The sequence below is a fragment of the Archangium minus genome, assembly GCF_044360475.1.
Classification (GTDB): domain Bacteria; phylum Myxococcota; class Myxococcia; order Myxococcales; family Myxococcaceae; genus Archangium; species Archangium minus.
The window spans coordinates 13,161,495-13,185,407 of the sequence record NZ_CP043494.1; the positions used below are offsets into that span (position 1 = coordinate 13,161,495).

The 23,913-nt window shown below is 67.1% G+C and carries 10 protein-coding genes; 5 read left to right on the forward strand and 5 right to left on the reverse strand.

Annotation, left to right across the window (positions count from 1 at the left end; genetic code table 11):
- Position 1: 1 nt before the first annotated feature.
- The gene (locus F0U60_RS54480) at positions 2-1,249 is read right to left on the reverse strand and encodes a hypothetical protein (protein ID WP_395812505.1); all 1,248 of its coding nucleotides are present in this window, start codon (positions 1,247-1,249) and stop codon (positions 2-4) included.
- 238 nt (positions 1,250-1,487) lie between these two features.
- Here F0U60_RS54480 and F0U60_RS54485 point away from each other — a divergent pair, with 238 nt between their 5' ends.
- Both F0U60_RS54485 and F0U60_RS54490 read left to right on the forward strand, forming a co-directional pair.
- A complete protein-coding gene (locus tag F0U60_RS54485) occupies positions 1,488-1,979 on the forward strand; it encodes an SgcJ/EcaC family oxidoreductase (protein ID WP_395812507.1) in 492 nt (163 codons plus the stop codon).
- A gap of 361 nt (positions 1,980-2,340) precedes the next feature.
- Positions 2,341-4,293 (forward strand): D-arabinono-1,4-lactone oxidase, encoded by a 1,953-nt coding sequence (locus F0U60_RS54490; RefSeq protein WP_395812509.1) that lies wholly within the window; start codon positions 2,341-2,343, stop codon positions 4,291-4,293.
- A gap of 117 nt (positions 4,294-4,410) precedes the next feature.
- Here F0U60_RS54490 and F0U60_RS54495 read toward each other — a convergent pair whose 3' ends face one another.
- From F0U60_RS54495 to F0U60_RS54505, 3 genes are all read right to left on the reverse strand, one after another.
- Positions 4,411-7,173: a phosphoenolpyruvate carboxylase gene (locus F0U60_RS54495; protein ID WP_395812511.1), complete on the reverse strand. Its 2,763-nt coding sequence runs from the start codon at positions 7,171-7,173 to the stop codon at positions 4,411-4,413.
- Positions 7,174-7,302: 129 nt separating this feature from the next.
- A complete protein-coding gene (locus F0U60_RS54500) occupies positions 7,303-7,986 on the reverse strand; it encodes a PH domain-containing protein (RefSeq protein ID WP_395812513.1) in 684 nt (227 codons plus the stop codon).
- Entirely contained in the window at positions 7,976-8,713 is a 738-nt protein-coding gene (locus F0U60_RS54505; RefSeq protein ID WP_395812515.1) for a hypothetical protein, read from the reverse strand. The genes F0U60_RS54500 and F0U60_RS54505 overlap by 11 nt, the downstream gene beginning before the upstream one ends.
- 242 nt (positions 8,714-8,955) lie before the next feature.
- On the opposite strand from F0U60_RS54505, the gene F0U60_RS54510 reads away from it, so the two are divergent.
- Positions 8,956-10,062 carry a hypothetical protein gene (locus F0U60_RS54510; RefSeq protein WP_395812517.1) on the forward strand — a complete coding sequence of 369 codons (1,107 nt, stop codon included), beginning with the start codon at positions 8,956-8,958 and terminating at the stop codon, positions 10,060-10,062.
- A gap of 343 nt (positions 10,063-10,405) precedes the next feature.
- Positions 10,406-15,709 (forward strand): AAA family ATPase, encoded by a 5,304-nt coding sequence (locus F0U60_RS54515; RefSeq protein ID WP_395812519.1) that lies wholly within the window; start codon positions 10,406-10,408, stop codon positions 15,707-15,709.
- Between the two features lie 36 nt (positions 15,710-15,745).
- On the opposite strand, the gene F0U60_RS54520 is transcribed toward F0U60_RS54515, so the two are convergent.
- Positions 15,746-17,998 carry an ATP-binding protein gene (locus F0U60_RS54520; protein WP_395812521.1) on the reverse strand — a complete coding sequence of 751 codons (2,253 nt, stop codon included), beginning with the start codon at positions 17,996-17,998 and terminating at the stop codon, positions 15,746-15,748.
- A gap of 373 nt (positions 17,999-18,371) precedes the next feature.
- Between F0U60_RS54520 and F0U60_RS54525 the strand changes: the two genes are divergently transcribed.
- Positions 18,372-23,699, forward strand: coding sequence for an AAA family ATPase (locus F0U60_RS54525; RefSeq protein WP_395812523.1), 5,328 nt, complete (start codon positions 18,372-18,374; stop codon positions 23,697-23,699).
- Positions 23,700-23,913: the final 214 nt, after the last annotated feature.

Sequence of the window (23,913 nt, forward strand, 5' to 3'; positions counted from 1 at the left end):
CCTACCGTTGGAGCACGAGCACCTGACGAGCGCGCCCCGGGACGGAGCAATACAGCCGGAGGACGTCCGGGGCCTCCAGGGGCTCTGCCAGGGATTGGCACCAGCGAAGCAGCTCGAGAAGGAAGACGTCGTCCTCGAGCCGCCACCGCTCATCGGTGGAGACGCGGTGGCGGATGCGAGCCAGGGCGGCGGCGGAGACGCCGAGCAGGGTGCTGGAGCGGGTGATGAAGTACAAGCGACGGAGGAACAACTCACCCACAGGCTCGCGCCGGAAGTGCCGGAAGGAGTCGCGAGTGAAGACGAAGCGCTCGCCGTCCTGTTCGTGCACGGCCTCACGGTCGAAGTGCCCGGAGCGGAAGTAACGGGTCCGGTACAACTGGGCGTCATAGTGCCCGGAGTCGCCCTTGAACCAAGACAGGTTCTCCTGACGACGACGGAAGCCGTGGGCCAGGTCATTGAGGTTGCGCTTCACCTCGACGAGCGCGAGCACCTCCACGGGCTGACCGGGGCGGAGCGGCTGACGGATGAGCAACTGATCGAGCTCGGTGCGAGCGGCCCCGAGACCCACACCGGTGAGCACGCGGAGACGCTCCGTGGCCCCGCTCCGCACCAGGTCAGGAACGATGGAGTGCCAGGTCAGGGCGAGGGCCTGCTGTTCAAAGGAGCCACTGGCGTTCCCGGAACGACGCCCCTGGTGCAGCAAGAGCTCGGCGAGCTCGGCCTCCGCGCGCTCCAGCCCGAGGAGCGAGCGAAGCCGCTGCCACTCCGCACGAAGGCGGAGCAACTCCTGACGCGGAGGGCTCGCCTGGATGAGCAGGGCCTGCTCGCGCTGAAGCACCTGCGCTCTGTCCTGAAAGGCGGCGAGCTTCCGCTGTAACCCCGGCTGCCTTTCCGGCTCGGCCCGACTCAGCGCCTCACTCAACCCGGCGATGGCCTTCCCCACCCGAGAAAGCTCCTCTTCCACCTGGAGAAGACGCGGGGCCTGGGGAGAGGCCTCGTCGGCGGCGGTGGCGCGACGAAGTGCCCGCTCCAGCGCGAGGAGCTCGGGATGGGCGCGCCGCAGGTCGCGGATGCGCACGCGCTGAGCGAAGGCGGGGTCCGACTCCCAGAAGGGTAGCTGTTGGGTGAGCCAGCGGCGGAAGCCCTCCAGGTCGAGGGCGCGGAGCTCAACAGCCTGATGAAGCAAGCGGCGCAGCTCGCGCGTCCCTCGGACCACGTGGAGAGCGGAGGAGGAGGGAGAGGAGCGCATGCGCGAATCGGGAGGGTATCAGCCTCGTCGATGCGGAGCCTGTTTCCGAAGGTTCGCGCGGCGAAGCTGTCCTGGAGAGTACGGCCCCGGAGTTGACACGTCAGCGCCGGCTCGCTGACGCGCCGTCTTCGGCTCGCTGACGCGCCACCCGCCCCCAGGCGCCTCACGTCCTTGCGGGCTGGCCGTGGGAGGGGCATGTGCATCCTCCCGTGGTGTAAGGATTGCTATAAGGGAGGGTATGACTCGTAACATACCGACCCTGTCTTTGCTGTCCTTCCTGTTCCTGTTGTCCACGGGCTGCGCGCATATGGACCATGCGCAGGACGAAATGGAAATCCGCCAGCTCGTGGCGGTTCAAACCGAGGCGTGGAACCGAGGGGACGCGACGGCGTGGTCCAAGGACTTCACTCCGGAGGCGGACTTCACCAACATCGTGGGGAGCGTCTTCGACGGCCGCGAGCAGATTGAGCAGCGTCACGCGGCGATCTTCGCCACCATCTTCAAGGGCAGTCAGGCCAAGGTCACGGTGCGAAAGCTGGTGTTCCCCGAGCCAAACATCGCCGTGGTCGACACGGTCCACGAGGTGACGGAGCACGGCGGGCTGCCCCCGGGAGTGCAGAACACCGAGCCCGGGCTGCTGCGAACCCAGATGAAGTACGTGATGAAGAAGACGGACGGGCAGTGGCAGATCCTCGCCGGCCACAACACGGACGTGAAGCCCGCGCGCTGAGCCAGGACCCCCTCCCCGCTGACTGCTCTTTTCGAGCAGCTCACGCGGGGAGAGTCGCCGAGCGATTGTGCCCCAGTCGACACCTGAGCTGGATGGGGGGCACCAGGTCCAGTGGGTATGTGGTGGAGTTCGGCAAGACGCTTTGGGGGGAACCTATGTCTGTCTTTCTATCGGGTGCATCACCGCCGAGAGGCTACGGTGGCAGGGAGAGATGAAGGTACTCCCGCGGCGGCGTAAGGGTTCACGAGCAACCTCGTTCGAGCACCACCCGCCACGCAGCATCCGCATGCGGTGACGCGTCCCTTTCAGCGCTCTGACACGTCAACTTCGCTCGTTCGCCCCATCCCAACAGGAGGTAGCAATGACTGTCGCACGAGAACTCTCGCCGCAGTTCCTCTCCATCCAGCATGATCCGCTGACGGGGCTCTATCACCCCAAGAGTGAGGCGGACATCGTCCAGCTCGTTCAGTATGCCCTCGCGAACAACTGCGCGGTCCGGGTGATCGGCGCAGGCCACTCCGTGAAGGAATCCATCCTGTCGGTGGCGCCGCGGGCCATCAACATGTCGCTGGATGAGTACAGGGAGGTCACCTTCAATAAGGACGGGACGGTCACGGTCCAGGCCGGGTGCTACCTGGGCCAGCACGCCCCCAAGCCCTGGGAGGACACGCTCTTCTACCACCTGGAGCAGAAGGGGCTGGCCGTGCCGGACATGGGAGGAATCACCCACCAGGCCGTGGGGGGATTCACCACCATGGGGTGTTCAGGTGGCTCGACCCAGTACGCCTATACCGAGAGCATTGTCGGACTCACCCTCGTGGATGGGCAGGGGCAGGTGCGTTCGTTCAGCCGAGGGAAGGACCCGGAGTTCGAGGCGGTGCTCGTCTCCATGGGACTGCTGGGCATCTTCTCCACCCTCACCTTCAAACCCAACGAGCGCTTCGACATCATCGGGGACGAGACGTGCTACTCCCTGAGTGACGTCAACTGTCCCATCGACTTCTTCGGGCCGGGGGCGCCGGGCAAACCCTCGCTGGAGCAGTTCATGCGGCAGACGGAGTACACCCGTCTGCTGTGGTGGCCGCAGAAGGGGGCCGAGCGCATCGTCGTCTGGAAGGCCCAGCGCATGAAGGACGAGGATTATACCGGGTTGACGGGAGGCCCTGAGGACTTCAAACCCAAGCAATACCTGGAGTTCCCCGTCATCCTCGGGTCTCAAATTCCGGCGCAGATTGCCGGGTCGTTGTTCTACCAGCTGTCCGCCGGTTGGCCGACGCTGATCCAATACATCCAGCCCGAGGGCTTGCGCCTCCTGGTCAAGGAGCTCATCGAGCTGACCTACGGGCCGTGCATCCTGCCCTTTGTGATCAACCTCTTCGCGCCCGTCTACACGGGGGACGCGCCGCCCCCTGTGACCTCCCTCCCGGAGGCGCCACAGGACATGTTCTCGGAGGAGGTCCGCGTCGTCGAGCTCGAGAGGAACACGGGGCGCACGGCCACGCTGAGTGCGGCGACGCAGGGCTCCGCGGGGCGGCGTGTGGCCGGAGGTCCGCTCCTCCGACTGCGGCACCCGGATGCCGCGAACTCGCTGGACTCGACCCGCGTCACGTCGCGCCCGATCGATCTCTGGAAGGATGTGCTGGCCAGGATGCCGGACGCGAGCACCCACCTGCCCAGACTGCGGTCCCTGCTGAATGAGCATGGCCTGAAGCTGCCTCGCTACTACCACCTCCACGTCCCGAGCGACGCCCTGCGGGGCCTGCCGGCCGTGAATGAGACAGCGCCCCAGGAGCCCACGGGGAAGCAGAAGTTCTGGGACTACTGGTACAGCAGCCTGCCGATGGACAACGACGTCTCCGACTTCTGGATGCCCACCGAGTTCACCGAGCTGTGGATCCCCATCGAGAAGACGCAAGAGGTGATGAACAAGCTGCGTGACTTCTATGAAAAGGGCGGGCTCGGGGCCACGGGCTCCTTTTCCTGCGAAATCTACGCGGCCAAGGCCGATGACCTCTGGCTGAGCCCCGCCTACAAGCAGGACGTGGTCCGCGTGGACGTGTTCTGGTTCCACGACCGCTTCCGGAGCGAGGCGGAGCTCAGGGCCTTCTATCAGCAGTACTGGGACCTGCTGAAGGAGTATGACTTCCGTCCGCACTGGGCCAAGTACCTGCCGAACGGTGACATGGGGCCCGAGTACCTGGCGCAGCGCTACCCCCAGTGGAAGCAGTTCATGGAGCTGCGCGCACGAATGGATCCCCACCAGCTCTTCGTCACCGACTACTGGCGCGGCGCCCTCGGCATTCCCAAGACGTAGGGATAGCTCGAGCCAAGACACACAGCGAAAGCGCCAGTGGAGTGTTGTGCATGCTCCCTCTCCCTCTGGGAGAGGGGACATCCACCGATGGGATGGGACGCGTGAAGCCGCGCCCCCTCACCCAGTGGTCCGCAGGCCTCCGGCAATCGCATTGACCGTGAGCAGGAGCCGCGGAAGCAGGTGATCGCCCTGACCATCCGCCTTGCGCTGCGCGCGCCAGGTGCGCAGCAGCTCAATCTGCTGTCGGTGCAGCACGCGCAGCCACGGCTGACGCAGGCTCAATGCCCGGTGGATGTGAGGCCGGCGCTCCTCCAGGGGCGCGCCCCAGAGGGCCTCCAGCATGCGCCGGGTCCGCGCATACTCGTCCCGAATCATCCCCATCACCTGCTCACGGATGGCGCCATCCTCGACCAGGCCCGCGTACGCCTCCATCACCTCCGCGTCCGCCGAGAGGATCGTCGTACTGACATTGGTGAGCACATACTTGCTCGGGTACCAATCCAGCCCCTGGGACTTCAGCAGGGCGAACGCCTCGGGCTGCTCGCGCTGCAAGGCCTCCAGGGCGCTGCCCACGCCGTACCAGCCGGAGAGGAAGAAGCGCGACTGGCTCCAGCTAAAGACCCACGGAATCGCGCGGAGATCCGCCAGGGTGCGCTGGCCGGTGCGCCGCGCCGGACGAGAGCCAATCTTGCTGGACTCAATCACATCAATGGGCGTCGCCTGGGCGAAGAAGGTGATGAAGCCCGGGTGCCGCACCAGCGCCTCGTAGGCGCGTCGGCTCGTCTCCGCCAGGCCATCCAGGTGCGGCTCAAGGGGGTGGGCACGCTGCTCGCGCTGCCGGGCCAGGAGCGCGGCCTCGGTGGCGCCCGCCAGGAGCAGCTCCAGGTTGTACACGGCGCTGATGAGGTTGGCGTACTTCTGGGAGATCGTCTCTCCCTGCTCCGTCATGCGCAGGTCGCCCTGGAACGAGGAGGGCGGCAGCGCGCTGAGGAAGCGATGGGTGGGGCCGGCGCCACGGCTGATGGTGCCGCCGCGACCATGGAAGAAGCGGATGCGCACCCCGCTGCGCTGGCCCACGGCCGCGAGCGCCTCCTGGGCGCGATACAGCCCCCACTGGCTGGCCAGGATGCCCCCGTCCTTGTTGCTGTCGCTGTAACCAATCATCACCTGCTGCACCGGGTGCGCGGCGCCCGAGGCCTTCTGCTGCCAGGCCAGGCTGCGCTTCGTCATCGGGTGCTCCAGGAAGGCGGAGAGGATGCCCGGGCTGTGCTTCAGGTCGTCGATGGTCTCGAAGAGGGGAACCACGGGCAGGTGACACACCAGCCCCTCGGGGGTCTGCGAGGCCAGCCCCGCCTCGCGCGCCAGCAGGTAGACGACGAGCAGATCCGACAGGCTGCGCGTCATGCTGACAATCAATGCACCCAGCCCGGCGGAGCCATGGGCGCGCAGGTGCTCCGCCACCACGCGGAAGCACCCGAGCACCGCATCCGCCTGGGGGCCGATGGGCACGCCCGTCAGCGCGAACGGGCGGGGCGAGGCCAGCTCGCGCTCGAGGAAGGCCAGACGCCGAGCCTCGTCCCACTCGGCGAAGTCCTTCCCCTCCAGGCCGGCCGCCACGAGCAGCTCGCCCACGGCCAGGTCGTGGAACCGGCTGTTCTGCCGGATGTCCAGGGCCGCCAGGTGGAAGCCAAAGGAGCGCACCATGCGCAGAAGGGGGAGCACCTCGCTCTCGGCCAGCCGGCCCGCGCCGATGGACACCAGCGACGTGTGCAGCAGGTCCAGGTCCGAGGCCAGCTCGGAGGCCTCGCGGTAGCGGCCCGGCGCATCCTCGAGCCGGACGGCCTCCGCGTGGCTCATGTCCACCGGCAGCCGAGCCACCATCAGGTTGAGGAGCTGCCGCCAGGGCTCGTCCGGGTTGCGCCGGACGGCCTGCTGCCCGCGCTCGCCCAGCGGCTCCGCCAGCTCGGAGATACGGGCCTCCAGCGCCGGGGGCACGGGCTGCAACCGGCCGGAGAGGCTCAACCGGGCGCTCAGCCCCGTCAGCCGCTGATGGAGCAGGGTGAGCGCATTCAGGCGCAGCTCGCCGAGCGTGTGGCGAGTCACGTCCGCGGTGACGAACGGGTGCCCGTCCCGGTCTCCGCCCACCCAGTCGCCGAAGACCAGGAGCGGCAGACGCTGGGAGTCGCGCAGCAGCTCGGGCTCGAAGCCCTCCGCGGCCCAGGCCTGGAGCAGCCGTCGATCCAACACGGGGAGCGCTTCAGGGAAGACATTGCGCAGGTAGTGGATGACATTGCGCAGCTCGGAGAGCACGTCTGGCTTCTCGAGGAAGAGCTCCCCGGTGCGCCACACCAGCTCCAGCACGCGCTTGATCTCCTCGCGGATGGCCTGCTGCTCCAGCGGAGTCCACATCTGGTTCTCGCGCTTGACGAGCAGCAGGTAGAGCGCGCGGTGGTGCACGAGCACGCTGGCGCGCTTCACCTCGGTGGGGTGAGCGGTGAGGACGGGCTCGACGCGCACCTGGGCGAGCACCTCGGCGATCTGCCGCGCCCCCAGGCCGCGCTCCTTCAGGTGATGCAGCACGTGGCCCCACAGCCCTGGCTCGGAGGCCACGCCCTCGGCGGCCTCTTTGACCCGGCGCTGCTGGACGGCCGTGTTCTCCTCGGCGATGTTGAGGAGGTGGAAGGCCAGGGAGTAGGCCTGGACCATGCGCTCGGGCAGGCTCCCCGGCGTGGCCTGCCCGCCACCGGGCCGGGACAGGTGCCGCGCGACCTCCCGCTCGCCTAGCTCCTCCAGCACCTCCCGGAAGCAGTCGAGCAGGAAGTCCAGGTCACGCTCCACCCTCTGCGGGAGAGCTATCGATGAGGCGGGAGAAGCATTCACGAGCCGAGTTCTCCTTGTCAGACCCGAACATGCGCACGGCATGCCCGGCGTCTTTCTAACTGGAGGACTCCCAGGCGACCAGGGTGGCGAGCGCCAAATGGGTTGCTACCTTCAAGCCGTGGACACAGCTCAGGCCCTGCGGCCCGAGCCCTCTGCCCGCAGCCACGCCGCGAGACGCTCGGGCTCGGGGACATCCTTCAGAAGCACGCACATGTCACTGGGCATGTCCTGCTCTCGAGGCCTGTACGTCACGACCACGGTCCCCACGCCGCGCCGCTGCTGGGAAGGGGAGACGTGGACCTGCACGTCCACCACGTCCGAGTAGTTCACGTGGAGCCGTTTCCCCAACCACCCACCGCCCTCGAATCGGGCGGCCTTGAAGCTCCACCGGAGCTCTCCGTTCCAGAAGAGCCTCACGCACTGCACCGCCACCACCAGCAGGAGCACGCCGCCCAGGAACATCCGGAAGCGGGGGCCCCGGTCCCACTCCCAGGCGAGGATGAGCGCCGCGAAGAGCGGGGAGGAGAGGAACCCGCTGAGCCGGCGGCGCAGGAGGGCCTGGCCCTGGACCTCGAAGGGAGGCTCCAGGGTCTCGGCCAGCCGAGGCGGCGCGCTCGAGGTCTTCTCTTTCGCCAGTTCCTCCAGCACAAGGCGGAGCCAGACCCGCTCGGCCTGGAGTTGCTCGAGTCGTGCCCGCAGCCTGGCGTTCTCTCCGGAAAGCGGCCCTTGCGCGCGCTGCTCGGTGCGCAGTGCGTCCTGGACCTCGTCCAAGGCCTGGAGGATGGCGGGCTCAACCTGGCGCTCAGCCGGCACGGTCCACCCCCTTCCCGGTGGGGGCCCGAGCCCGGAGCCACTCGGCGAGGCGCTCCGGCTCATCGAGCACGTCTATGTCGACCGTCTGGCTCGGCGCCGCCATCCCCTCGGAGGACGTCATCTCCTCGGAGGACCAGGTCACTCGGATGGAGCCAAAACCAAAGAGCCGCTGGAGCCAGCCCCGCTGCACCTCCACCCTCCTGAGCTCCGAGTAGCGCACCCGGACGCGCGGCGTTCGCGCGTCGCAGTTGATGGACGAAAACCCCTCCGCCCCGAAGCTCCAGGTGGGCGCATCATCATCCTCGGGCCCCTGCAGGAACAGGGCGCTCAAGAGCAGGTGCAGGAGCACGAATCCCCCCAGCACCGTCACGCGCCCGACCCAGCCAGAGAGGCAGAGATAGCCGAGATAGAGCGGGAGCTTCGGCATCGCCAGGAGCGCGAAGCGCAGCCGCCCGTACAGCGTCCGGCGCGAGGGCAACACGAAGAAGGGTGGCACGAGCTGCCCGGGCAGGGAGGAGGCGGGGCGCTCGGCTTCGGCGTGGACCGCATCCATCTGTTGGCGCAACCCCCAGATCTCCTGCTCCAACCGAGCCACCTCGGCGGCCAGCTCGGCGTTCTCGCGAGGCAAGGCCTCGCGCCGCTGACGAACAGCCCGCAGGTCCTCCTGCAACCGCTCCAGCGCATCCCGCTGCGAGCCCCCCTGAACGGCACGTGTCTCAAGCCTCACCGTCCCAGCGTAACAAAGTCTCCACGGTCGAGCAGATATAGATGATCGGGTAGCTCCTGTCGCAGTCATAGACAGACGCCGGGTGATGTTCGGGGGGCACAATCAACCGTTCACAAAAGCAAATCACCCCACAACAAGTACCGAGTTGCAAGAATTTGCAGACTTATCGGAACACAGCTCGAGCAGCGCCCAGGAAGATACACAACCAGGCACATGAGGCACTCGGGTAAGGTGGAGGGCACATGCGCAGCGAGGACATGAAGCAAGCGCTCGAAGACACCGCCCTGCTGTGGCTGTTGCTGCTGGTCATCGCGTTCATCCATGGCGCCGAGGCCGTGGGGCTCGAATTGCCACTCATCGAGCGCACCATCCTCTGGCGGCTCCAGCAGGACCCCGGCATCAGCGCGGGCATCGCCGCGTTCATCGTGGGGATCCTGCTCGTGCTGCGGCCCGGAGGTGGCGAGCACAGGGCGCGCAGAGCGCGTTACGTCCTGGTGGTGCTCGGAGCCGTGGGCCTGGTGAGCCTCCTGGGCTTCGACGTCGCGCTGGGGAACACCTTCCTGCTGACGGCCGTGCACTTGTACCGCCGGTATGCGCGGAAGAAGCGGGAGGGAGAGACGCCCGCGCCTGCCGCGGCGCTCTCGGTCGGGCCGAAGGTGAGCCTCCTGACGATCCTCATCCCCGTCTGCGCGGCGCTCCTCGCCACGCTCATCACGTCCAAGATCCAATCGGGATACTTCCTTCCACCGGCGCCCGAGAAGCGGTTCCTCAGGGCCCGTCACTTCACGAGCGCGACGCCCGTCCTCTCGGAGCCCGCGGGGCAGGCTCCGCGCACCCTGACCGTCCACCCCCGCCTGACGCGCGAGCAGGTGCGCCAGAGCTACTGGAAGGAGGGTGGAGGCTGGTCCGTGGGGAAGGTGCTGTATGACCTGGAGAGGCGCGGCAAGCTCGAGGGGCTCCCCGTGACGGACGAGCGCCGCCTTCAGGCGTTGCTGGAGCCAGCCCTGGCCACGGGCCTCCTGGTGACTCCCGAGGGGCGCTCCGCGGTGGAGCACGGACTCTGGGGCATCGTGGCGGAGGCGGAGGGAAGGGAGGGAGCGCGGCGGCTGTTCCTGTCACTCGGGGCGGGCGAGCCCACCGGCGCCTTCTCTCCGTACTACCACTTCCTCTTCGAGGAGCCGGCGGAGGGTGGACCGTTGCGGCTCCTCGAGGCCCAGCACTACTTCCCGAGCAGCTCGGGCTACGAGGGCATCGAGCCGCCCGGCCTCTTCATCATCTACCTCCTCCTGTTCCTGCTCCTCTCGCTCCTCGTGAGCTTCTGGTGGGTCTCACGCAAGAGGGCGACGTAGCGCTCCGCCGCACGTCCGAAGCGCGCAGCTCAGGGTTTGTCCAAGGCTCTCCAGGACGCATGATTATGCCTCGGTTTAGCTTGTCTGATTGAAAGCCAGACAAGGCAGCTCAATGGCTGGCACACACGCGCATCACCCCTTCGACAAGGAACAGTCGCTTTGCAGTCTTTTGAGAATTTAACACTTCTCTGGTAGGCTGACGACACACGCTTCGACACGCTGGCGTCCTGATTCCGCAGGAGTCCAGGCACACCCTGGCCGCTCCACGTCCCCAGGTGGGCAGGAGCGGTCACCTGCCGCCATCCTCGGGGGGGGGATTCTGGCCTCAACCCCGGCGGTCTTCATGGCGAACATCCCTGGCTACACCCTGCTCGACATGCTCAAGTCGACGGGAGCGAGCATCCTCTACCACGCGCTCCGTGATGACGATCGTCTGCCTGTCGTCGTCAAGATGCCGGTGACGCCGCATACCGGCGCTCGTGAGGTCGAACGCTACCGGCGAGAGCACACCATCCTCAATCGGCTCCGGGACGTGCGCGGCGTCGCGAAGACGCTGGGCTGCGAGCAGAGCCAGGGACGTCCCGTGCTCCTCCTGGAGGGCGCCGCCGGCAAGGCCCTGTCCGAGTGTGTGGGCCGGCCCATGGACGTGGCGCAGTTCCTGGAGCTCGCCATCTCCCTGGCCTCCACCCTGGCCGACATCCACCGCCACGGCGTCATCCACAAGGACCTCAAACCTTCCAACATCGTCCTGCTCCCCTCGGGCGACACCCGCATCATCGACTTCGGCACCGCCCTCCTCCAGACCGTCGAGCACGTGGACGCCGCCTCTACCCCGCTCATCGAGGGGACTCCGGCCTACATGTCTCCAGAGCAGACCGGTCGCATGAATCGCTCCGTGGACCACCGCAGCGACCTCTACTCGCTGGGCGTGACCTTCTACGAGCTCCTCACGGGCACGTTGCCCTTCCACGGCCGCGATGCGCTCGAGTGGTTCCACGCGCACATGGCCCAGCTTCCTCGGCCTCCTCACGAGCGCGTCCCGGGCCTTCTTCCTGTCTTGTCCGCCATCGTGATGAAGCTCCTGGCCAAGGTCGCCGAGGAGCGCTACCAGAGCGCGGACGGCCTGAAGGCGGACCTGACGCGGTGCCGGGACGACCTGCGCCGGGGCGTGTGCGAAGAGTTCCCACTGGGCGCTCACGACATCTCCCCCCACTTCCAGATGCCCCAGCGGCTCTATGGGCGGGACGTACAAGTCGCTACCCTCGTCGGGGCCTTCGAGCGGATCGCGCAGGGAGGAAGTCCGGAGCTCGTCCTCATCAGCGGCTACTCCGGCATCGGGAAATCCTCGGTCGTTCATGAGCTGTACCGGCCGGTCGCGCAGCGGCGCGGCATCTTTCTCCAGGGCAAGTTCGACCAGTTCCAGCGGGGCATCCCCTACGCCACCCTGGCCCAGGCCATCCGCGGGCTGGTGCAGCAACTGCTGGCCGGTACCGACTCGGAGCTCGAGGCCTGGCGCGAGCGTCTGAGGATGGCCTGGGAGGGACATGGGCAACTGCTCGTGGAGCTGGTGCCTCAGCTGGAGCTCGTCGTGGGCAAGCAGCCTCCGCTCCAGGAGCTTCCTCCCTCCGAAGCGCAAACGCGCTTCAACCGCGTCTTCCAGCGCTTCCTCGGCGCCGTCTCCACCTCCGAGCACCCCCTCGTCCTCTTCCTGGATGACCTGCAGTGGGCCGACTCGGCCAGCCTCCGCCTCATCCAGCACCTCATCACCCACCCGGACACCCCACCCCTGTTGCTCGTCGGCGCCTACCGCGACAACGAGGTCTCCCCGTCCCACCCGCTGATGCTCGCACGCCAGGAGATGCTCAAGGAGCATGCCCGGGTGACGGACATCCGGCTCGAGCCGCTGAGCCTGGAGCAGCTCCAGCGGCTCATTGCCGATGCGCTTCCAGGCGCGGGCCGCGAGCTTCTCGAGCCCCTCTCCGCCCAGGTTCACGAGAAGACCGGCGGCAACCCCTTCTTCTTCATCCAGTGGATGCGGACGCTCAACCAAGATGGGCTCCTCACCCGCACACCCGAGGGCTCCTGGCGCTGGGATGCCGAGGGCGTCCGCGCCAAGGGCTACTCCGACAACGTCGTCGACTTCATGGCGGGCAGGCTGCGCCAGCTCCCCGCCCTGACGCAGCACCTCCTCAGCCTGTCGGCGTGCGTGGGCAATGACTTCCCGCTCCCGACCCTGTCCATCATCTCCGACAAGCCCGTGGAGGACGTGGAGCAGGGGCTCGAGCCCGCGCTGCAAGACGGCCTGTTGATGCGCAGCGGCCTGGACCAGTACCGCTTCATCCATGACCGCATCCAGCAGGCCGCCCATGCCCTCATCCCCGAGGAGCAGCGCAGGGCCGTCCACCTGCGCATTGGCCGCCTGCTGCGCGCGAGCCTGTCTCCGGAGGAGATGCGGGAGCGACTCTTCGACGTCGTGAATCAGCTCAACGCCGGCGCGGAGCTGATACAGGCCCCCGAGGAGCGCCATGACCTGGCCTGCATGAACGCGGAGGCGGGCAAGAAGGCGCAGGCCTCGACCGCGCACCGCTCGGCCGTCACCTACTTCACGGCGGCCCTTCAACTGCTCCCGGAGGATGGCTGGGAGCGGGAGCACACCTTCACCTTCGAGCTGCACCTCCAGCGCGCCATCAGCGAGTTCATGAGCGGCAACCCCTCCGAGGCGCGCCACCTCGCACAGACACTTCGCCCCAGGGCTCGCACTTCCGCGGAGATCGCCGCGGTCACCTGTCTACGCAGCGACATCCACGTCGCCGCCAACGAGAGCGCGGCGGCTGTCGGGTGTCTGCTGGAGGGCCTGGCCGCGCTCGGCATGCCCATGTCGCCTCATCCCTCCTGGGACGAGGTGGTCGCGGCCAACGAGGAGGTGTGGGCCCTCATCGGGGAGCGCTCCATCGAGAGCCTCGTTGAGCTGCCCCTCATGACGAATCCGGACACCAAGGCGGCGATGCAAATCCTCTCCGCCCTGTTCGCGCCGGCGCTCTTCACCGACCTCAACCTGCTCATCCTCCACCTCACCCGGATGGTCCTGCTCTGCCTGCGCCATGGCAACACCCAGTCCGCCGTGAACGGGTATGCCTGGTACGGGCTGATGCAGGGCCACTGCTTCAAGAAGTACCGGGAGGGGCATGCCTTCGGGTTGCTCGCCTGTGCGATCGTCGAGCGCCACGACTTCTCCGTCTCCCGAGGCAAGGCGCTCTACGGCATGGAGCTGGTCAATCACTGGACGCGGCCCATGTCCCTCTCGCTGGGACTCATCCGGGAAGCCTTCCTGCACGCGGTCCCGGCCGGTGACTTCCAGACCGCCTGCTATAGCTGCAACCACACCGTCACCGACCTCCTGTTCACAGGGCACTCCCTGGAGGAGGTCTACCAGGAGTCCGTCGCGCGCCTCGACTTCGTGCGCAAGGCTGGCCTCCAGGCCTCGCAGGACACCATCGTCTTCACCCAGCGCTACGTCCAGCAACTGCGCGGACTCGCCCCCTCCTTCGGCTCGCTGAGCGGTGAGGAGTTCGAGGAAGAGGCCTTCGAGGCCCTCATGGCCTCGGCCCCCGTGGCCACCGTGATGTGCTGGTATTTGATTCTCAAGCTGCAGGCGCGCTTCATGAGCGGCGCGTACGAGGAGGCGCGCCAGGCCTCGGCCCGAGCCGAGAAGCTCCTCTGGTCCTCAGCAGGCCATATCCAGCTGTACGACTACCATCTCTACAGCGCCCTGACGCTGGCCGCCTGCTACGAGGCCGCGCCTCCGGAGACGCAGCGCGAGTACCTCGAGGCCATGCAGCGGCACCAGGCGCAGCTCGACGAGTGGGCGAGCCACTGTCCCGAGAACTTCCGCGCGGCCGAACGGCTGGTCTCCGCGGAGCTGGCCCGCTGCAAGGGGCTGCGAGACGAGGCGATGTATGCCTATGACGAGGCGCTCCAGGCCGCCCGGGAGAATGGCTTCCTCCAGAACGCGGGCCTGGCCGCCGAGCTCGCGGCGCGGTTCTGGCGCGAGCGGCGCGTCTCCACCATTGCCCTGCCGTATGCCCGCGAGGCCCGCGACGCGTACCGGAAGTGGGGCGCCCACGGCAAGGTCCAGCACCTGGAGACGTGGTGGCCCTCGCTCGCAACGGTGGTGGAGGACTCAAACACCACCTCTCACGATACGAACTCGACGCAGCTCGACGCGCTCTCCGTCGTGAAGGCCCAGCAGGCCATCTCCGGAGAAATCGTCCTGGAGCGGCTGGTGACCACGTTGATGGAGGTGGCCCTCGAGAACGCTGGTGCCCAGCGCGGGGCCCTGCTGCTCCCGCATGGCAACTCGCTCCGCATCGCCGCCATCTCCAACGACTCACAAGGGGGCTTCCAGGTGTTCCCGGAGGAGGACGCGAACACCAGCGGCCTGCCCTGGACGCTCCTCGCCTACGTCCGGCGCACCTGCGAGCACGTGCTCATCGGCGATGCCTCGCGGCCCCATCCCTTCTCCTCCGATGCCTACCTCGAGTGCGGCCTGGCCCGGTCCGTGCTCTGCCTCCCGCTGCTTCGCAAGGAGGGACTCGCCGGCGTGCTGTACCTGGAGAACCGCCTCGCCGCCGAGGCCTTCACGCCCGCCCGCCTCTCTCTGCTCGGACACATCGCCTCGCAGGCGGCCATCTCCATCGAGAACGCGCGGCTCTATGACGAGGTCCAGCGCACGGAGACCGCGCTGCGCCACGCCAAGGACGAGCTGGAGCGCCGGGTGGACGAGCGTACCCAGGAGCTCAAGCAGACCCAGGTCCGGCTCGTGGAGACGGCGCGTGCGGTGGGCATGACGGAGATTGCCTCCAATGTGTTGCACAACGTGGGCAATGTCCTCACCAGCGCCGTGGTCAACCTGGAGATAACACGCCAGGCGGTGGGCGCCTCTCGTGTCACCCGAGTGAAGCAGGTGGCCGCGCTGCTCGAGGAGCATCGTGGGAAGCTGGGAGACTTCTTCGCGAAGGATCCACGCGGCGAGCAGCTGATCGACTATCTCTCCGCGCTCTCGAAAGAGCTGCTGGATGAGCAGACACATCTGCAGGAGAGCCTGGAGGCGATGAACAGGCACGTCGAGCACATCCGCGCCATCGTCCAGGTGCAGCAGACCTACGCCAAAACCTCGCTGCTCCTCGAGGAGTGTGACCTCGGGCAGCTCGTCGATGACACCCTGCGCATCCAGCAGGCAGCGCTGCAGCGCCATGGCATCACCGTCAACCTCGTGGTGTCGCGCGTCCCCCGGGTGCGGCTGGACAAGCACAAGGTGCTGCAAATCCTCATCAACCTGGTCAGCAACGCCAAGTACGCCCTGGATACGGTGCCCGAGGGACAGCGGCACATGACGGTGCGGCTCACCGCCGAGAAGGGGAAGGCGCGCATCCAGGTGGTGGACAATGGCAGCGGCATCGCGCCGGAGCACCAGGCGAAGCTCTTCTCGCACGGCTTCACCACGCGCAAGGACGGGCACGGCTTCGGTCTGCACTCGAGCGCACTGGCGGCACAGATGCTCGGAGGAAGCCTGACGCTGGAGAGCGCGGGGCCAGGCCAGGGGGCCACGGCCACCCTGGAGATTCCCCTCATGCCCGACAAGGCCTGACCAAACGTCCATGGACCCATCTACCCCGGCCCGAGCTCAAGCATGGGGTGTCTCCTGGATGGGTTGATAGGGCAGCTCCAGGGTGAACGTGGCGCCGCGCCCAGGCCCCTCGCTGTGGACCAACAAGGTGCCGCCCAGCTCCTGCGCCGCCAGCGAGCTGGAGTGCAGGCCGAAGCCGTGCCCCTCCCTACGGGTGGTAAAGCCGTACTGGAAGATGCGCGTGAGCAGCTCCTGGGGGATGCCCATGCCGTTGTCGCGAACCTCGATGCGCACGCGGTCTGCCACGGGGGTGTCCAGCGTCACGGTCAGGATGCGCTGCTCCGCCGGTGTCTCATCCATGGCGTACTTGGCGTTGCTGATGAGGTTGACCAGGATCATCAACACCTTGTGCTTGTCCATCATCACCGGAGGCAGGAAGCGCAGCTGACGCACCTCCTTCACCTGGTGCCGGGTGAGCGCGGCCGAGTTGATGCGCAGCGCGTCGTCCACCAGCGTCGCCAGGGAGACCGGCTCGCTGAACCGGGGGGTCCGGGCATGGTTCTGCTGCACCTTCACGATGTCGCCGATGTGCTCCGTGTACCGGCCCACGTCCTCGAGCAGCGAGAGGATCTCCTTGCGCTCATCCAGCAGGTTGCTCCCCAGCTTGTTCAGGAAGGGCATGACGTTGCGTCCGCGCTCATCCTGGCTGAGGTAGGTGCCGAGCTCCGCCTGGTGCTCCTCGAGCAGGGAGGCCACCTTGCCCACGTGCTCCAGCCGCAGCTCGCGCACCCTGTCCCGCGCCAACTGCGAGGAGGTGTAGACGCTGTTGAGCACATTGCCCACGTTGTGCAGCACGTTGGTGGCGATCTCCGCCATGCCCGCCTGCCGGGCCGTTTGCACGAGCTGCCCGTGGACTGTCTTCAGCTCCCGGGTGCGCTCCTCCACGCGTTGCTCCAGACTGTCGTTGGCCTGCCGCAGCTGCTCTTCGCGCTGCCGCACCTGGTCGGACATGGTCCGGAAGGCCCCTGCCAGTTGCCCCAGCTCATCACGCCGTGAGGAATCCAGCGCCACCTGGAAGTCACCGGACGCCACGTGATGGGCTGCCTGAATGAGGTTCAGCAGCGGCTGGGCAATCTGTCGCTGGAGGACCTGGTACATGATGATCAGCTCCAGCAGCAGCGACACCAGGCCGAAGAGCAGGACATAGCGCGCCGACCGCAAGGCCGCCGCGGTCACCACGCTCCCGGGCAGCACCGTGACGAAGTTCCACTCCGGCCCTTCCAGCCGGTCCACGGCCAGGTACTCGTCATACTCCGGCAGTTGCAGGAGGCTGTCGTCGGAGGTGCGGTTGCGCACCGTCTCGAAGAGGCTGCGCAGATGGGTCTGCTGCGCCTCGGACGTCAGCTTCGGGGAAACCTCCCCCGGCTTCAGGGCCGTCCCCAGGATGTTGTAGCCGACATTGGCTCCCTGCAGGTCCAGGTCGGGATGGGCGATGAGCTGGCCGTCATCGCGCACCAGCAGGTTGTAGGTGTTGGGCAGGTGGTCCTCAATGGAGCGACCCATCAGCTCATCCAGCAGGACGTCATGGGCAATGGACGCGACATGGCGGCCCTCCCTGTCCAGCGGCGTCGTGACCGTGACCATCCAGTGCTGCGTGACGGGATACTGGAAGATGCCGCTCCAGACCGTCTCCCGGCTCGGGTTCTTCTCCGGTGTGCTGATGGTGTAGTACTCGTACTCGAGCGTTGGATCATCCGCCGGGATGTCCTGGGCCCAGTTGGGGATGGAGGGCCAGTAGGAGAGGCACGGCCCCTCCACCAGGGTGATGTAGGTGCTGTTGAAGCGTGTCGAGAAGGCGGGCCCGTACTGAGCGAGGACGTCGTAGGCGGCCAGGATGCGACGGCGCAGCTCCGTATCGAGCTTCACGCCTGGGGGGATGAAGACGCCCACCATCTTCGTCGCGTCGAAGCCCTCCGCGCGCGAGCGGACGGAGCCGTCAGGCTGCTGGGTGAACAGGCTTTCGAAGCGGGGGTTGGGATCCTGCTGGCTCCAAGCCTGAATGCGCTCCTCCAGCGCCTTCTTGAGGAGGGCGTGGTTGTCCTCCGCCAGCACGAAGAGGGTCTGCTCCCGCTGGCTGCGCTCCGCGACGTGCCGCTCCAGCTGTTCGAGCGCGTCCTGACGCAGCGTGTGAAACATGTGCAGGTAGCTGACCAGGGTGGTCAGAAGAATGATGACGCCGATGCGCACGCCCATGTGGATGAGCGTGGTACGGGCCAGGGAGGCAGGCGGCCGGAAGTTCAATGCTGACATGCGAGGACCGGCTTAACCCCCACGCACGTGGAATTTTTCCCGCTCCTCTGTCCTTACCGCGTGAAATTCCTTGGACAAAGGTGGACGCCAACAGCACGCGAGGCTCCCTGCTCGGAGAGCGTTGGGCCGCTGAAGCGCCCCCGATGATTAGCACGCCTGATTGAATCCAGACAAGATGTCTTAATCGCTAGCACGCATGAGCCAACTCTTTGGACGAGGAGTATCAGTTTGAAGATTTTGGGGAATTCAAGATCTTCTCTGGTAGAATCAAGCGCTCGTAATCACTTGGGCCGATCCAAGTTCCTCCGTGGGTAGGTGCGGTCGCTTGCCACCCTCCTCGGGGGGATTCTGGCCTCAACCCCTGACGGTGCGCATGGCAAACATCCCTGGCTACACCCTGCTCGACACGCTCAAGTCGACGGGGGCGAGCATCCTCTACCACGCGCTCCGTGATGACGACCGCCTGCCTGTCGTCGTCAAGATGCCGGTGACGCCGCATACCGGCGCTCGTGAGGTCGAGCGCTACCGGCGCGAGCACGCCATCCTTCACCGGCTCCGAGACGTGCGCGGCGTCGCGAAGACGCTGGGGTGCGAGCAGAGCCAGGGTCGCCCCGTGCTCCTGCTGGAGGGCGCCAGCGGCAAGGCCCTGTCCGATTGCGTCGGCCGTCCCATGGACGTGGCGCAGTTCCTGGAGCTCGCCATCTCCCTGGCCTCCACCCTGGCCGACATCCACCGCCACGGCGTCATCCACAAGGACCTCAAACCTTCCAACATCGTCCTGCTTCCCTCGGGCGACACCCGCATCATCGACTTCGGCACCGCCCTCCTCCAGACCGTCGAGCACGTGGACGCCGCCTCCACCCCCCTCATCGAGGGGACCCCGGCCTACATGTCCCCGGAGCAGACCGGTCGCATGAACCGCTCCGTGGACCACCGCAGCGACCTCTACTCGCTGGGCGTGACCTTCTACGAGCTCCTCACCGGCACGCTGCCCTTCCACGGTCGTGACGCGCTCGAGTGGTTCCACGCGCACATGGCCCAGCTCCCTCGGCCTCCTCACGAGCGCGTCCCGGGCCTTCCCCCTGTCCTATCCGCCATCGTGATGAAGCTCCTGGCCAAGGTCGCCGAGGAGCGCTACCAGAGCGCGGATGGCCTGAAGGCGGACCTGACACGGTGCCGGGACGACCTGCGCCGGGGCGTGAGTGAGGAGTTTCCGCTCGGCGCGCACGACGTTCCTCCCCACTTCCAGATGCCCCAGCGGCTCTATGGGCGAGACGTACAAGTCGCGACCCTGATGAGCGCCTTCGAGCGAATCTCCCAAGGGGGAAGCCCGGAGCTGGTCCTCGTGAGCGGCTACTCGGGCATCGGGAAGTCGGCGGTGGTCCACGAGCTGTACCGGCCGGTTGTGCAGCGGCGCGGCATCTTCATCCAAGGCAAGTTCGACCAGTTCCAGCGAGACATCCCCTACGCCACCCTGGCCCAGGCCATCCGCGGGCTGGTGCAGCAACTGCTGGCCGGCACCGACTCGGAGCTCGAGGCCTGGCGCGAGCGCCTCCACGAGGCGTGGGCGGGGAACGGACAGCTCCTCGTGGAGCTGGTGCCGCAGCTGGAGCTCGTCGTGGGCAAGCAGCCTCCGCTCCAGGAGCTTCCTCCCTCCGAGTCGCAGACGCGTTTCAATCGCGTCTTCCAGCGCTTCCTCGGCGCCGTCTCCACCTCCGAGCACCCCCTCGTCCTCTTCCTGGATGACCTGCAGTGGGCCGACTCGGCCAGCCTCCGCCTCATCCAGCACCTCATCACCCACCCGGACACCCCACCGCTGTTGCTCGTCGGCGCCTACCGCGACAACGAGGTCTCCCCGTCCCACCCGCTGATGCTCGCACGCCAGGAGATGCTCAAGGAGCGCGCCCGGGTGATGGACATCCGGCTCGAACCACTGAGCCTCGAACAGCTCCAGCGACTCATTGCCGACGCGCTCCCAGGCGCGAGCCCAGCGCTCATCGAGCCCCTCTCCGCCCAGGTTCACGAGAAGACTGGCGGCAACCCCTTCTTCTTCATCCAGTGGATGCGGACGCTCAACCAGGATGGGCTCCTCACCCGCACACCCGAGGGCTCCTGGCGCTGGGATGCCGAGGGCGTCCGCGCCAAGGGCTACTCCGACAACGTCGTCGACTTCATGGCGGGCAGGCTGCGCCAGCTCCCCGCCCTGACGCAGCACCTCCTCAGCCTGTCGGCGTGCGTGGGCAATGACTTCCCGCTCCCGACCCTGTCCATCATCTCCGACAAGCCCGTGGAGGAGGTGGAGCAGGGGCTCGAGCCCGCGCTGCAAGATGGCCTGTTGATGCGCAGCGGCCTGGACCAGTACCGCTTCATCCATGACCGCATCCAGCAGGCCGCCTATGCCCTCATTCCCGAGGAGCAGCGCAGGGCCGTCCACCTGCGCATTGGCCGCCTGCTGCGCGCGAGCCTGTCCCCGGAGGAGATGCGGGAGCGGCTCTTCGATGTGGTGAACCAGCTCAACGCTGGCGCGGAGCTGATCTCCAATGCAGAGGAGCGCCACGAGCTGGCACGACTGAACGCCGAGGCGGGCAAGAAGGCACAGGCCTCGACCGCGCACCGCTCGGCCGTCACCTACTTCACGGCGGCCCTCCAGCTGCTTCCGAAGGATGGCTGGGAGCGGAAGCACACCTTCACCTTCGAGCTGCACCTCCAGCGCGCCATCAGCGAGTTCATGAGCGGCAACCCCGCCGAGGCGCGCCACCTCGCGGGGATGCTCCATCCGCGGGCGCGTACCCCCGCGGAGATCGCCGCGGTCGCCTGTCTGCGCAACGACATCCACCTCACCAGCAATGAGAGTCAGGTGGCCGCCGAGTGTCTGCTGGAGGGACTGGCCGCGCTCGGCATGCCCATGCCGCCCCATCCCTCCTGGGACGAGGTGGTCGCGGCCAACGAGGAGGTCTGGGCGCTCATGGGGGGACGCTCCATCGAGAGCCTCGTCGAGCTCCCGCTCATGACGGATCCGAACACGAAGGCGGCGATGCAAATCCTCTCCGCCCTGTTCGCACCGGCGCTCTTCACCGACCTCAACCTGCTCGTCCTGCACCTGTGCCGGATGGTCAGCCTCTGCCTCCGCCATGGCAACGCCGAGTCCGCCGTGAACGGGTACGCCTGGTTCGGGCTGATGCAGGGGCACTGCTTCAAGAAGTACCGGGAGGGACAGGCCTTCGGCTTGCTGGCCCGCGAGCTCGTCGAGCGCCACAACTTCTCCGCCTCTCGGGGCAAGGCGCTCTACGGCATGGAGATGGTCAGCTATTGGGTCCTGCCCATGGCCATCTCGCAGGAGTTCATCCGGGAAGCCTTCCATCACGCGGTCCCCGCCGGTGACTTCCAGACGGCCTGCTATAGCTGCAACCACACCGTCACCAACGCCCTGTTCATGGGGCACTCGCTGGACGAGGTCTACCAGGAGTCGGTCGCGCGCATCGACTTCGTGCGCAAGGTGGGCTACCGGGGCATCGAGGAGATCATCCATCACATCCAGCGCTACATGCAGCAGCTGCGCGGGCTCGCCCCCGTGTTCGGCTCGCTGAGCGGTGAGGAGTTCGAGGAGGAGGCCTTCGAGGCCCACCTGTCCTCGGCTTCCATGATCACCACCGTGTGCTGGTACTGGATTCTCAAGATGCAGGCGCGCTTCATGAGCGGCGCGTACGAGGAGGCGCGCCAGGCGTCGGCCCGGGCCGAGAAGCTCCTCTGGTCCTCAGCCGGCCATATCCAGCTGTATGACTACCATCTCTACAGCGCCCTGACGCTGGCCGCCTGCTACGAGGCCGCGCCTCCAGAGAAACAGCGCGAGTACCTCGAGGCCATGCAGCGGCACCAGGCGCAACTCGCGGAGTGGGCGAGCCACTGTCCCGAAAACTTCCGCGCGGTCGAACGGCTGGTCTCCGCGGAGCTGGCCCGCTGCAAGGGGCTGCGAGACGAGGCGACGTATGCCTATGACGAGGCGCTCCAAGCCGCCCGGGAGAGTGGCTTCCTCCAGAACGTCGGCCTCGCCGCCGAGCATGCGGCGCGGTTCTGGCGCGAGCGGCGCGTCTCCACCATTGCCCTGCCGTATGCCCGCGAGGCCCGCGACGCGTACCGGAAGTGGGGCGCCCACGGCAAGGTTCAGCACCTGGACACGTGGTGGCCCTCGCTCGCGACCGTGGCGGAGAGCGCGGCTGCTCCCTCCCACGACACGAGCTCGACACAGCTCGACGCGCTCTCCGTGGTGAAGGCCCAGCAAGCCATCTCTGGGGAAATCGTCCTGGAGCGGCTGGTGACCACGTTGATGGAGGTGGCCCTCGAAAACGCTGGTGCCCAGCGCGGGGCCCTGCTGCTCCCGCATGGCAACTCGCTCCGCATCGCCGCCATCTCCCATGACTCGCAAGGCGGCTTCCAGGTGTTCCCGGAGGACGCAAGCTCCGATGGCCTGCCCTGGACGCTCCTCGCCTACGTCCGGCGCACCTGCGAGCACGTGCTCATCGGCGATGCCTCGCGGCCCCATCCCTTCTCCTCCGATGCCTACCTCGAGTGCGGCCTGGCCCGGTCCGTGCTCTGCCTGCCGCTCTTGCGCAAGGAGGGACTCGCCGGCGTGCTGTACCTGGAGAACCGCCTCGCCGCCGAGGCCTTCACGCCCGCCCGTATTGCACTGCTCGGACACATCGCCTCGCAGGCGGCCATCTCCATCGAGAACGCGCGGCTCTATGACGAGGTCCAGCGCACGGAGACCGCGCTGCGCCACGCCAAGGACGAGCTGGAGCGCCGGGTGGATGAACGCACCCAGGAGCTCAAGCAGACGCAGGCCCAGCTCGTGGAGACGGCGCGTGCGGTGGGCATGACGGAGATTGCCTCCAATGTGTTGCACAACGTGGGCAATGTCCTCACCAGCGCCGTGGTCAACCTGGAGATGACACGCCAGGCGGTGGGCGCCTCTCGTGTCACCCGAGTGAAGCAGGTGGCCGCGCTGCTCGAGGAGCACCGTGGGAAACTGGGAGACTTCTTCACGAACGATCCACGCGGCGAGCAGCTGATCGACTATCTCTCCGCGCTCTCGAAAGAGCTGCTGGGTGAGCAGACGCATCTGCAGGAGAGCCTGGAGGCGATGAACAGGCACGTCGAGCACATCCGCGCCATCGTCCAGGTGCAGCAGACCTACGCCAAAACCTCGCTGCTCCTCGAGGAGTGTGACCTCGGGCAGCTCGTCGACGAGACCCTGCGCATCCAACATGCGGCGCTCCAGCGCCACGGCATCGCTGTGAACCTCCAGGTGTTGCGCGTCCCCCGGGTGCGGCTGGACAAGCACAAGGTGCTGCAAATCCTCATCAACCTGGTCAGCAACGCCAAGTACGCCCTGGATACGGTGCCCGAGGGACAGCGGCACATGACGGTGCGGCTCACCGCCGGGAATGGGAAGGCGCGCATCCAGGTGGTGGACAATGGCAGCGGCATCGCGCCGGAGAACCAGGCGAAGCTCTTCTCGCACGGCTTCACCACGCGCAAGGACGGGCACGGCTTTGGCCTGCACTCGAGCGCACTGGCGGCACAGATGCTCGGAGGAAGCCTGACGCTGGAGAGCGCGGGGCCAGGCCAGGGCGCCACGGCCACCCTGGAGATTCCCCTCACGCCGGACAGAGGGCCCTCCAGCGGGCCTACTCCGTCCCAATAGCCAGTCTGGGAACGGGTGGGACACGGAGCCGTGATTTGGCGCGTTGCGCTTGTTTTCAAGAGGACGTCTGAAGCCGTCCTCAGGACGGACTGGGGGAATCCGTGGAAGTGGTGTGGGTCGCTGTACTCGGCATGCTGGTGTTTAGCGGTCTCTTCATCCTGATGTGCCCGGAGTGGTGGAGCACGAGCCTGGGCACGCTCAAGGAGAAGAAGAG

What these genes read in the sequence shown, in the direction of transcription:
- F0U60_RS54480 (WP_395812505.1), bottom strand. Translation starts at nt 1,249, where the DNA reads ATGCGCTCCTCTCCCTCCTCCTCCGCTCTCCACGTGGTCCGAGGGACG.
- F0U60_RS54525 (WP_395812523.1), top strand. Translation starts at nt 18,372, where the DNA reads ATGGCAAACATCCCTGGCTACACCCTGCTCGACACGCTCAAGTCGACG.
- F0U60_RS54520 (WP_395812521.1), bottom strand. Translation starts at nt 17,998, where the DNA reads ATGTCAGCATTGAACTTCCGGCCGCCTGCCTCCCTGGCCCGTACCACG.
- F0U60_RS54510 (WP_395812517.1), top strand. Translation starts at nt 8,956, where the DNA reads ATGCGCAGCGAGGACATGAAGCAAGCGCTCGAAGACACCGCCCTGCTG.
- F0U60_RS54485 (WP_395812507.1), top strand. Translation starts at nt 1,488, where the DNA reads ATGACTCGTAACATACCGACCCTGTCTTTGCTGTCCTTCCTGTTCCTG.
- F0U60_RS54515 (WP_395812519.1), top strand. Translation starts at nt 10,406, where the DNA reads ATGGCGAACATCCCTGGCTACACCCTGCTCGACATGCTCAAGTCGACG.
- F0U60_RS54490 (WP_395812509.1), top strand. Translation starts at nt 2,341, where the DNA reads ATGACTGTCGCACGAGAACTCTCGCCGCAGTTCCTCTCCATCCAGCAT.